Annotated in this window: 3 protein-coding genes, 2 tRNA genes, 3 rRNA genes and 1 pseudogene (1 of these 9 running past the window's edge); 7 read left to right on the top strand and 2 right to left on the bottom strand. The window is 65.7% G+C overall.

Going from position 1 to position 12,133, the window contains the following annotated elements:
* The 7 genes from HZB25_12175 to HZB25_12145 all read left to right on the top strand — a co-directional run.
* A 16S ribosomal RNA gene (locus tag HZB25_12175) occupies window positions 1–514 on the top strand; the annotation flags it as partial.
* 253 nt (window positions 515–767) lie between these two features.
* A tRNA-Ile gene (locus HZB25_12170) sits at window positions 768–844 on the top strand.
* A gap of 40 nt (window positions 845–884) precedes the next feature.
* Window positions 885–960, top strand: a tRNA-Ala gene (locus HZB25_12165).
* Window positions 961–1,121: 161 nt separating this feature from the next.
* Window positions 1,122–5,108: ribosomal RNA gene (locus tag HZB25_12160) — 23S ribosomal RNA — on the top strand.
* A gap of 89 nt (window positions 5,109–5,197) precedes the next feature.
* Window positions 5,198–5,314 (top strand): 5S ribosomal RNA (gene rrf, locus HZB25_12155).
* Between the two features lie 186 nt (window positions 5,315–5,500).
* Window positions 5,501–5,950, top strand: a complete 450-nt coding sequence (locus HZB25_12150) for a GatB/YqeY domain-containing protein (GenBank protein ID MBI5837986.1) — start codon at window positions 5,501–5,503, stop codon at window positions 5,948–5,950.
* Between the two features lie 205 nt (window positions 5,951–6,155).
* Complete coding sequence (locus tag HZB25_12145) at window positions 6,156–7,835, top strand: methyl-accepting chemotaxis protein (protein MBI5837985.1); 1,680 nt, start codon at window positions 6,156–6,158, stop codon at window positions 7,833–7,835.
* A gap of 446 nt (window positions 7,836–8,281) precedes the next feature.
* On the opposite strand, the gene HZB25_12140 is transcribed toward HZB25_12145, so the two are convergent.
* Together HZB25_12140 and HZB25_12135 are read right to left on the bottom strand one after the other, a co-directional pair.
* Complete coding sequence (locus HZB25_12140; GenBank protein MBI5837984.1) at window positions 8,282–11,530, bottom strand: VCBS repeat-containing protein; 3,249 nt, start codon at window positions 11,528–11,530, stop codon at window positions 8,282–8,284.
* A 68-nt stretch (window positions 11,531–11,598) separates the two neighbouring features.
* Window positions 11,599–12,133: pseudogene (locus HZB25_12135) on the bottom strand (hypothetical protein); it runs 14 nt beyond the window's last position.

Here is a 12,133-nt window from a genome sequence, read left to right as displayed (position 1 = left end):
CCGGTGCACAGGTGCTGCATGGCTGTCGTCAGCTCGTGTCGTGAGATGTTGGGTTAAGTCCCGCAACGAGCGCAACCCTTGTCCTTAGTTGCTACCATTCAGTTGAGCACTCTAAGGAGACTGCCGGTGGTAAACCGGAGGAAGGTGGGGATGACGTCAAGTCCTCATGGCCCTTACGTCTGGGGCTACACACGTGCTACAATGGTCGGTACAAAGGGTTGCAAGACCGCGAGGTGGAGCTAATCCCATAAAACCGATCTCAGTTCGGATCGGAGTCTGCAACTCGACTCCGTGAAGTCGGAATCGCTAGTAATCGCCAATCAGCAGGTGGCGGTGAATACGTTCCCGGGCCTTGTACACACCGCCCGTCAAGCCACGAAAGCAAGTCAGACCCGAAGTCGGTGAGCCAACCGCAAGGAGGCAGCCGCCTAAGGTAAGGCTAGCGATTGGGGCTAAGTCGTAACAAGGTAGCCGTACCGGAAGGTGCGGCTGGATCACCTCCTTTCTAGGGAGACCTGGCAAGGGCTTCGGCCCGAGCCGGATCCTAGGTCGTCAAGCTGGCCTTCCACACGTGCGCTATTCTTCCTCTTACTCTTCCGGAGCTCTGGGTCCGCACTGCAGGGAACCCGGCCGGGACCACCCAAGCACAGTTCACGAGACCGGCTTCCGTCGATCACGCGATTGACGGGGCGGTCGGCTGTCGCGCGGGGAAAGGATCCGCCGGCGAGGCTCTGCGCATCACCCTGGTGCAAACCCGGGTGAGACGAGGGCCTGTAGCTCAGGTGGTTAGAGCGCACGCCTGATAAGCGTGAGGTCGGTAGTTCAACTCTACCCAGGCCCACCACCTTGAGCCTCAACAACGGACCGCTCCGGAAAGTCCCTTCGGGGATATAGCTCAATTGGGAGAGCGCCGGCTTTGCAAGCCGGAGGCTGCGGGTTCGATCCCCGCTATCTCCACCAATCGGGAACCCGAGGCGGCGCCTGCCGCAAACAGGCACAAGAGGATTTCGGCGCGCGAGCGTCGCAACGGTTTCTGCGGTCCTTCAGTGGTCCGCGATCGTTCTTTGACAACTGCAACTTTCACGACAGTTTTGCCGAAGCGAGCACCTTAATGTGTTTTCGGCCAAGTTACTAAGAGCACACGGTGGATGCCTTGGCACGAGTAGGCGATGAAGGACGTGGTAAGCTGCGATAAGCCGCGGTGAGCTGCAAACAAGCTTTGACCCGCGGATTTCCGAATGGGGCAACCCGCCGGGGCCATACCCCGGCGCCTGACGACTGAATACATAGGTTGTCAGGGGCTAACGGAGGGAAGTGAAACATCTCAGTACCTCCTGGAAGAGAAATCAACCGAGATTTCCTGAGTAGCGGCGAGCGAAAGGGAAACAGCCTAAACTGGCTCGTACGTTACAGCCTGCACGCGCTGTACGAGCGGTGTTGCGGGGTCGACAGGTCGTAGTGCGGACGCGACCACGGAGTTACAAAATCGAAGGCTAGTGGAACCGCTTGGGAAAGCGGACCAAAGAGGGTGAAAGTCCCGTACGCGAAAGCCCGAGATCTCCGGTCGTCACCCCAAGTACCACGGGACACGAGAAATCCTGTGGGAATCTGGGAAGACCACTTTCCAAGGCTAAATACTCACTCGTGACCGATAGCGAACAAGTACCGTGAGGGAAAGGTGAAAAGAACTCCTGGCGGAGAGTGAAATAGAACCTGAAACCGTGTGCTTACAAGCGGTCGGAGCCTGGCCTGGGCTTGCCCAGGAACGGGTGACGGCGTGCCTTTTGCATAATGATCCGGCGAGTTACTCGTATGCAGCGAGGTTAAGCGCCTAAGGCGCGGAGCCGTAGCGAAAGCGAGTCCGAATAGGGCGTTGAGTTGCATGCGGTAGACCCGAAGCCAAGGTGATCTAGCCATGGGCAGGATGAAGCGCGTGTAACAGTGCGTGGAGGTCCGAACCGATTACCGTTGAAAAGGTACCGGATGACCTGTGGTTAGGAGCGAAAGACTAATCAAACCTGGTGATAGCTGGTTCTCTCCGAAATAGATTTAGGTCTAGCCTCGAGCCAATGTGTGGCGGAGGTAGAGCACTGATTGGGCTAGGGGGCCTACAAGCCTACCAAACCCATTCAAACTCCGAATGCCGTTCACATGTACCTCGGGAGTAAGCCCGTGGGGGATAAGCTTCACGGACGAGAGGGGAACAACCCAGACCACCAGCTAAGGCCCCGAAGAGTTGGCTAAGTGTTTAAGGATGTGGGATTGCGCAGACAACTAGGATGTTGGCTTAGAAGCAGCCATCATTTAAAGAGTGCGTAACAGCTCACTAGTCAAGTGGCCCTGCGCCGATAATGTCCGGGACTAAAGCCAACCGCCGAAGCTGTGGATCCTCGGGCGAGAGCCCAGGATGGTAGGAGAGCGTTCTGCTGTAGGATGAAGAGGTACCGCGAGGTGCCTTCGACGACGCAGAAGTGATAATGCCGGAACGAGTAGCGAGAAAACGGGCGAGAAACCCGTTCACCGAAAACCCAAGGTTTCCTGAGGAAGGTTAATCCGCTCAGGGTTAGTCGGGCCCTTAGTCGAGGCCGAGAGGCGTAGGCGATGGAAAACGGGTCAACATTCCCGTACCACGGGGGCTGCGATAAAGACGCTATGGGGTGACGCAGGAGTGAAAGGTCAGCCGACTGATGGATGTCGGTCTAAGCCCGTAGGAGGGCTGCGTAGGCAAATCCGCGCGGTCAACTCCGAGAGGTGAATGGGAAACGAGTCTTCGGACGAGCCAACTGACCCTAAACCAGCTGCCAAGAAAAGCCTCTATGCGAGCAGCTCACGTGCCCGTACCGTAAACCGACACAGGTAGGTGGGGTGAGAATCCTAAGGTGCTCGAGTGAGTCTTGCAGAAGGAACTCGGCAAAATAGCTCCGTAACTTCGGAAGAAGGAGCGCCTGGAGTAGGTGGAAGGGTTCGCCCCTGAAGCCCAAACAGGCCGCAGAGAATTGGGTCAAGCGACTGTTTACTAAAAACACAGGACTCTGCCAAGCCGATGAGGCGACGTATAGGGTCTGACACCTGCCCGGTGCCGGAAGGTTAAAGGGCGCAGTCAGCCGCAAGGTGAAGCTGCAAACTGAAGCCCCGGTAAACGGCGGCCGTAACTATAACGGTCCTAAGGTTAACACACGCTAGCCTTAGTAAAACCTGGCCATATGCTGGAAGGTCTGAGTATCCCGCGCTACTCCGGTATCCAAGGAGTGACAATGCGTCGGGTGCAGATGATCAGCAGGAAAGACCGAGTGAGCTCGAAGCACAGGTGCTTGCCGGTATCCTCAGAGACTACGCGCCAGGCACCCAATCGGGTGAAGATATAGTCCGAGCTGCATGGCGACATGCAGAGGCCGGCAGAAATGACCGGCCCGTCCCGAGTCAATAGGGACGTAACAAGACTGAGCGAAATTCCTTGTCGGGTAAGTGAAATTGCCCGGGGCGGAAGTGATTCCGTCCATTCATTCGGCTCAAATCGGTGAAGCCCTCCCGGCGCAGCAGGTGTGCCGCGGGTAATACCGAGGGTAAGATCGAGCTCGCTCGATCCCCGTAACGACTCAGGGGTGAGATCCCTGGATGGGGCCTCCGGGCTCCATAACACGCCGACCCTGGTCCCTGCCCAATGGATATCGCATCGTACATTTCCGGATTCATTGACGGCGAAGGATGCTTTTGCGTTTCATTCCACCCCAGCCGGCGTCACCGGTTTGGATGGGAGGTTCGGCCGAGTTTCTCGGTCAGCCAGAACGCCGATCGCGCCGAGCTACTGAATGTCATCCGGGAGATTTGGGGATGCGGACACATCCGACCGGACCGCTCCGACAAGACCCTGAAGTTCGAGGTGAGAAACGTCCAGGATCTGGTGGAGAGAGTTCTCCCCCATTTCAGGGCGTACCCGCTCCGCTCCGCCAAGCAGGCAGATGTCGATCGATTCGATCGCATCTGCACGCTGGTGAGCCAGGCGAAACACCTCGAGTTGGAGGGCTTGGAGGAGATCGTTCGAATCGCGATGCAGATGAATCCATCGGGCAAGCGGAAGTACTCCGGCAGCGACATACTCAGGTCGCTACGGCCAGGTGAACGTATAGTCTATGCCCCGGGAAACCGGGGGCGCACATGAAGTTCCGACCTGCACGAATGGTGTAACGACTTGACCGCTGTCTCCTGCAAGAGCTCGGCGAAACTGTAGCAGCGGTGAAGATGCCGCTTACCCGCGACTGGACAGAAAGACCCCGTGCACCTTTACTGTAGCCTGCCATTGGGTTTTGACCATTCATGTGTAGGATAGGTGGGAGTCTTTGAAGCCGGGGCGCTAGCCTCGGTGGAGACAACCTTGAAATACCACCCTTGAATTGTTGGAATTCTAACCCCTAGCCGTTAGCCGGCAGGGGGACATTGGCTGGTGGGCAGTTTGACTGGGGCGGTCGCCTCCTAAAGAGTAACGGAGGCGCACAAAGGTTCCCTCAGGACGGTTGGTAATCGTCCGACGAGTGCATTGGCAGAAGGGAGCTTAACTGCGAGACTCACAAGTCGAGCAGGTGCGAAAGCAGGTCAAAGTGATCCGGCGGTTCCAGTGTGGAATGGCCGTCGCTTAACGGATAAAAGGTACGCCGGGGATAACAGGCTGATCTTGCCCGAGAGTTCACATCGACGGCAGGGTTTGGCACCTCGATGTCGGCTCATCGCATCCTGGGGCTGGAGAAGGTCCCAAGGGTTGGGCTGTTCGCCCATTAAAGCGGTACGTGAGCTGGGTTTAGAACGTCGTGAGACAGTTCGGTCCCTATCCATCGTGGGCGCAGGAGATTTGAGGGGAGTTGTCCCTAGTACGAGAGGACCGGGACGAACGGACCGCTAGTGTACCAGCTATCCCGCCAGGGGTATCGCTGGGTAGCTATGTCCGGATTAGATAAGCGCTGAAAGCATCTAAGCGCGAAACTAGCCTCAAGATTAGATCTCCCTGGGCGCAAGCCCCTGAAGGCTCGTTGGAGACTACGACGTCGATAGGCCGGAGGTACAAGGTGGGTAACCACTTCAGCCGACCGGTACTAATAGCCGTGAGACTTGGCCGATAATTCTTAAGGTGCTCGCCGGCAAAGCTGTCGTGAAAGTTGCAGTTCGAAAATTCCGCCGCCGCCGCGAGGCGCCGGCCACAGGGATTTCCGGTGGCTCTAGCGAAGGGGAAACACCTCTTCCCATTCCGAACAGAGTCGTTAAGCCCTTCAGCGCCGATGGTACTAGCTTGGAGACGAGCTGGGAGAGTAGGACGCCGCCGGGAATATTCCTTCGAGGCCCCTGGTGCCCGTGACCAGGGGCCTCGTTGCATCCGGGCCGGGCCATGGCGGCCGGCGCCAGCCGCCCGCGGCTGCATGCGGGCGCGGACCGTGCACGGGCCGACCCGGCGCAGTCCGGCCACGCGCGGAGCGGGAGCAGATCACGATCCGAATCACACGGAGGGCACGCCATGCTCGAGCAAAAGCTCAACGACGACATGAAGGACGCCATGCGCGCCGGTGACGGCGCGCGCCTGGGGACCATCCGCATGATCCGCGGCGAGCTGCTGAAGCTGAAGAAGGACGGTAGCGGCCGCACCGAGATCCCCGATGACGAAGTGCTCCGGATCATCTCCACCTACGCCAAGCGGGTGAAGGAGTCCCTGGACCAGGCCATCCAGGCTGGCCGGCAGGACCTGGCCGACCCGGCGGCTGCCGAGCTCAAGCTCGTGGAATCCTACCTGCCCACCCAGCTCGGCGACGACGACCTGGCCGCGCTGGTGCGCGAGGCCATCGCCGTCTCCGGCGCCACGGGCCCGAAGGAGATGGGCAAGGCCATGAAGGAGGCCACCGCAAAGGCCGCCGGGCGGGTGGACGGCAAGCGGCTGAGCGAGGCGGTGAAGCGCGCCCTGGGGGCATAGCCCGCCCTCAGACCGCTCCAGGCCGAGCGCCGGGCGGGCCGAATTCGGCCCGTTCGCGCCCCATTCTCCCTCAACACCCCCGCGCTGCCGGCCGATAACCCGGTTCAGGACCCTCTTCATTCCGGCCGGCCGCCCGGGGAAGCTCCCGACGCGCGCCGCCATTCCCCGGGGCCAGGCCCGAACCCGCCAGGAGACTTGTCGCGCCGTGCGAAGCACTCCGCCGACCGCCTCAGCCGAAGTTCCCGCCAGCCTCCGCCGGCGGCTGCGCCCCACATCGCTGCGCGGCCGGATCCGGGGCCTGGGCTGGATCGGCGCCGCCCTGCTCCTCGGTGTGGGGGTGGCATGCCTCGCCATGACCGGCTGGATGCGCGTGGAACTGTCCCGTGTCCTCGCCAGCGGCACCGGTCTCCAGAACGAGATGATCGCGGACATGATGCACGACGGGATGCAGGAGCGCCTGCAGGCCGTGCTGCGCGCCGTCGAACCGGGCTCCCGCGAGCGCGCCCTCGCGCAGTACCGGGAGGACGTGCAGCGCCTGCGCGCCGCCTGGGAGCAGAACCGGGCGCTGGACCTGGGCCCGGAAGCGAACGCCCGGATGCTCAGGATGCAGCCCGAGTTGGACCGCTTCCTGGCGGACGCGGCCGACATCCTGCGCGCGTCGGGGACCGACCCTGCCGGGGCCGAACGACGCGTGGCGGAGTTCGACCCGCGGTGGGAGGCGCTCGAGGCGGACTTCATCACGCTGGGCAAGGACCTGGAGCGGCAGTCCCGGGCCCTGATCCTCGAGAGCCGCACCCTGTTGTGGGTCGCGATGGCGCTCACCATGCTGCTCGTCGCGGGGACGGCCACCGTGCTGGTCGTCGCCGGCCGGCGGCTCGCGGCCGGGCTGCTGGCCCCGATGCGGTCGGTCATGGAGGCCGCCGAGGACGTGGCCGGCGGCGACCTGACCCGACGGCTTCAATTCGGGGGCGAGGACGAGTACGCGGCCATGGCGGGCTCGCTGAACCGCGCGGTGAGCGCGATGCACGACGTGGTGCGCGACCTGGCGGCGAAGGCGGACCACCTCAACGGCGCCTCCGAGGTGCTCGCCTCGGTGAGCCGGCGCATGACCTCCAACGCCGACCAGACCAGCGAGCGGGCCCGCGAGGTCTCCGCCACCGCGAAGCGCGTGGACGGTGACCTGGCGAGCGTGACGGCCCGCGCCGGGTCCATGGCCGGCAGCATGCGCGACATCTGGAAGGAAGTGAGCGATTCCACGGACGTGGCCGCCTCGGCGTCCAGGCTGGCGGAGAGCACCACCGCCACCATCTCCAAGCTCGGCGAGAGCGGCACCCAGATCGGCAAGGTGATCCGCGTGATCACCAACATCGCGGACCAGACCGACCTGCTGGCGCTCAACGCCACCATCGCGGCCGCGCGCGCCGGTGACGCCGGCCGCGGGTTCGGCGTCGTGGCGGCCGAGGTGAAGGAGCTGGCCCGGCAGAGCGCGACCGCCACCGAGGACATCAGCTCCAAGATCGAGACCCTGCAGTCCGACGTCCACGCCGCGGTGGAGAGCATCACCCGGATCTGCGAGGTCATCGGCCGATTCACCGAGGTGCAGCAGCGCATCGCCGCCGCCGTGTCCGCGCAGGCGGAGGGAGCCACCGAGATCGCCTCGTGCGTGGCGGACGCCGGGAAGGGCTCCGCCGAGATCGGCGGCGGGATGGACGTGCTGGTGCGTTCCGCGCACACCACCCAGGAAGGGGCCTCGCAGGCCGACGCCGCGGCCGCGGAACTCCGGCGCATGGCCACGGAGCTGAGCGGGATCGTCGCCAGGTTCCGGGTGGAAACCCCCCGCCCGGAAGCTGCCCGGCCCGCCCCGCGCGAGCGCGCCGCGGCCTGAGCGGGCACCGCGCGCAGCACCGCCACCGCCCGCCGGGTTCCCGTCGCAGCATGGGCCAGGCACGCGGAACGCGTCCCCGCCCGTACATCCGTGTGTCCCCCACGGTCCATTCGGCCTCGCCGCCCCGTTGCCCCGCATTCCCCTCGCCGGCCCGCTGGACCCATAAGCGATTGCCACGCAAAGAAATCCGGATTGGGCGACGAGACTCCCCATGCTGGCACACGGCGTGCAATTCCCGGGAAACATCAAGAGAAACGGCCCACCGCCGCGGCGATGGGCCTCGATAGGAGGGAGTGGGTCGGACTTCCTCCGATAGGTCGGGGGCGGGGCGCAAGTCCCGCCCTCGATCAATTTCCCGCCGGCGCGCGGTTCCCGATTGGCGCAGACCCCCACCCGCCCGCGGCGCCGCTGACCTGCGCCAGGCGCGCCCCGCCGGCGCGTCGCTCTTACCTCGCGCTGACCACCATGATCTTCCGGCTCCGAACTTCCGAGCCCACCGAGAGACGGCACAGGTGCAGCCCGTCGGGGGCGAGCCGGCCGTCGGAGAGCCGGCCGTTCCAGCGCACCGTCTGGCCGGCGCCGGGCTGGCGCAGCTCGTCGAGCAGCACCGTCTCCAGCCGTCCCAGCACGTCGTAGATGGCGATCTTCACCGCCTGGGAGCCCGCGCCGACCGGGACATCGAAGCGGATGGCGGTGGTCGGGTGGCCGGTGCTGAGCGGGTTGAACGGGTTGGGAGTGTTCTGCCACAGCGCCGCGCGACCCGGGGGCGGGACGCCGGGGGAGTCGGCCACGGAAGTGCTCTCATCCACCGCCAGCACCTGGTCGGCGGTGACGTGGGTGAGCAGCGTCACCTTCCTCGAGGGCCACACCACCCGCACCGAGTCGGCCTGTACGGAAGTTCCGAGACCGAGGTGGACCACCGCGGAGGGCTGCGAGCCCCACGCCTGCCCGCCACTCACCTCGCGCGTCATGTGCCTGCCGGCCACCGAGGCCACGACGCGCGCGCCGATGCCGGAGCGGTTGGACTGCCGGCCGCGCAACGTCAGCTCCAGCCAGTGCCGCCCGGAGGGCACCGTGCCGCGGTACAGCGTGTTGGAACTCTGCGTGGCCACGTAGAGGTCCATGGCGCCGTTGCGGTCGTAGTCCGCCGCCGCCACCGCGCGCGAGGCCGCGTTCACGTTGGCCAGGCCGGAGGTGGTGAAGCTGCGCCCGTTCAGGTTGTCGAACAGGCTGGCGGGGTTGTTGAAGTTCACCACGTACAGGTCCAGGTTGCCGCTGTCGTCGGCGTCCAGCCACGCGGGCGAGGCTCCACCCAGGCCGCCCTGCACGTTGGCCTCGAACGCGGACTCCACGAACGTGCCGTTGCCGCGGCTGTGGAACAGGTAATTGTTGCCGCCCTGGTTGGCGGCGGCCAGGTCCAGGACCCCGTCGCCATCGTAGTCGCCCCACGCCAGCCCGAAGATGCGCCCGCGGAGCCCCGCCAGGCCGGCCCCGGAACTGACGTCCTCGAACGAACCGTCACTCTTCTGGCGGAACAGGCGGAAGGCTTCGCCGGCCACGTCGCCGTCGAGCCCCAGCGCCACGTCGGGCCGTCCGTCCTGGTCGTAGTCGCACCACGCGGCGGTGAAGGTGTAGCCGGTGAACTCTACCCCGCGAGTGACCAGCGTGAACGTGCCGTCGCCGTTGTTGCGCCACAGCCGGTTGGTCCCGCCGTAGGAGGTCACGTACAGGTCGGTGTAGCCGTCGCCGTCGAAGTCCACCCAGCTCACGCTGCGCGCGGAGACTCCCGCCGTCAGCCCCGCGGTGGCAGCCACGTCGGTGAAGGTGTACCCGGCGGGTCCGCCGTTGCGGAACAGGTGGATGCCCTCGATGCTCACCACCACCAGGTCCAGGTTGCCGTCGTTGTTGAAGTCCGCCCACGCCGCGCCTTCGTGCTGCTCGGTGCCCGCGGCGGTGCCGGTGGAGGCGGTGACATCGGTGAAGTTGGCGCCGGCGTTGTTGCGGTACAGCCGGTCCGCGGCGCCCGAGCCCGCGGCGGCCCCGGTGTTGCAGACGTAGAGGTCGGGATAGCCGTCGTTGTTGTAGTCGCCCCACGCCACGCCCCGGGAGTTGCCGCCGTTGGACACGCCCGCCGCCGTGGTGACGTTGGTGAACGAGGCCGCGGTGGGCGTGCCCGCGGTGACACGCAGGTCGTAGGAGCCGTAGCGGCCGACCAGCCCCACGCGCGTGCCCTTCACGTACGCGGTGCCCGTGGACGGGGCCGTGAAGTTGACCCGCGAGGAGGGGTCGCCGACGGCCCGGTTGTCATTGGATCCCGCCTGCGTGAGGGTGTCCGGAAAGTACACCTGGAGGTACGTGTCACAGCCCCCGACGAGACCGGTGGTTTCCACCACGTAGGCCTGCCCGGCCGAGACCGGGAAGCGCACCCAGTCGGCGTCGCCGCCAGGATAGATCGTGTGCCGGGTGGGCGTGCCGTCGGTGACGCCCACGGCGGCGCGCACCGCGAAATTGTCGTTCTCGTAGCCGTCCGGGTAGAACTCCACGCGCTCCCGCTGGAAGATCGAGATCAGGCCCACCGGGTGGCCCCAGCCGCGCGCGAACCAGCCGTCCCAGAAGCCCTCCAGCGTGGCCCACTGGCCGCCGGGCAGGACGGGCATGTAGCGGCGCATCACGTCCCAGGTGAGGGTGTCGGGCAGCGCCAGGCTGTCATCCAGAACGGGCGGGGAAATGTCCGGGGCCGGGTCGGCGTCCACGATGTCCCACAGCGCGGCCTCCACCGAAACCTCGCTCGCGGCCCCGATGGCGCCGATGCCGGGGGTCTCGATCTCGTAGCTGAAATTCAGGCCCGGGTCGGCCGCCTCGCCGAACAGGTCGCAGTACCACGACGGGTTGGACAGGCCCATCGAGCGGCGCACCGACTGCCCGAAGTAGGTGGCCCAGCCCTCCGAAAACGAAAGCCGCAGGTCCTGCGTGTTGTCGCCCAGGTAGTGGGTGCCACCGGGGCTGTCGTCGCGGGAGAACATGGCCGCCATGTAGTGGCCCTGCTCGTGATTGATCACCGGGTCGCTGTACGCGTCGTCCTTGGTGAGGTGGATCGTCCCGCCGGTGTAGTAGGTGCCGTCGGTGGTGCCCAGGTTCCAGTACGCCACGAGCGCCTGGGAAGGCGAGGGGCGCGCGCCGCGGTTGATCGCCGCCAGGTAGTCGACGCCGTTCTCGAGGCAGTCCAGGATGTTGAAGGCCTCGCCCACCGAGCGCATCGGCGCCACCATCGGTGCGCCGCCGTTGAAGTTCACCGGGGTGGTGGGGGCGTGGCCGTTCACGGCGGCGCTGGCCACGGCGAACAGAGAGCCGGAGCCCGGGTCGGACGCCACGCGCAACCGGTACAGGGTGGAGTCGGCGGCGTAGGTGAGTGCGCGCACGTACACATTGCGCGTCTGCGCGTCGGGCACGTTGAGCGAGAAGGCGCCGGTGGCGTCCGTGCCTCCGCTGGCCAGCACGCTGCCGGTGGTGGCGTCCAGCACCTGCACCACCGCGCGCCGGATCGGCAGGTTGGCGGTGGCGCCGGTGAAGCCGCCGGGCCCATACACACGGTCGGCGTACTGGAATACTCCGGTGGCGGTCCAATCGGCGCGTGCGGGCGCGGCCGCCAGCAGCGCCAGGACCAGGACGGGAAGTGCGGATCGCAGCGCGCGCATGGACCGGGAGCCGGCGGACCCGGCGGGAGTGGACCCGGGGGCGTGCGCCGGGAATCCCGGGCGCAACCTCATCGGCCCGTCCCCTGCGCCGGGTACTCGAGCACGGGGGTGCCGTTCCAGCTGGATTCGCGCCCCTTGGGCGCGCGCGCGGGCAGGCCGTCGTCGAACGCCAGGTAGGCGCCGCGCGAGAGCTGGCCGCCGCCGGGCAGGCGGAACTTCACCAGCACGTAGACCTCGGAGTGGCCCTGCCGCGGGAGCGTCACGCCCATGGGCAGCGCGCGCCGCGCGCCCGCGTCCAGGGCGCCCGCGAGCTCGCGCTGGCCCATCACCCAGCGGGCGCCGCCGGAGAGGCGCACGTCCATGGAGAGATCTTCCACCGGCCGCACCGCGGTGACGCGGGTCTCGAAGTGGGCGGGGCTGCCGGGCACGTTGTCGAGCAGGCGCAACTCGACCTCGACGGGCGAGAGCGGCTTGCAGACCGTCCCGGCAGTGACGGGCTGGCTCGGGCTCCGCGGGGAGGCCTGGGCTGCCCCCGGTGCGGCAAGCAGGAACGCCAGGGCGGCAACGGCCGCGCGCAGCCGGTGCGGGTCACGATGCATGATC

This window comes from Candidatus Eisenbacteria bacterium (assembly GCA_016235265.1).
Taxonomy (GTDB): Bacteria; Eisenbacteria; RBG-16-71-46; order RBG-16-71-46; family JACRLI01; genus JACRLI01.
Note: the sequence above shows the minus strand (reverse complement) of the source record. Positions and strands in the feature narration are given on the sequence as shown.

What these genes read in the sequence shown, in the direction of transcription:
- HZB25_12150 (MBI5837986.1), top strand. Translation starts at nt 5,501, where the DNA reads ATGCTCGAGCAAAAGCTCAACGACGACATGAAGGACGCCATGCGCGCC.
- HZB25_12140 (MBI5837984.1), bottom strand. Translation starts at nt 11,530, where the DNA reads ATGCGCGCGCTGCGATCCGCACTTCCCGTCCTGGTCCTGGCGCTGCTG.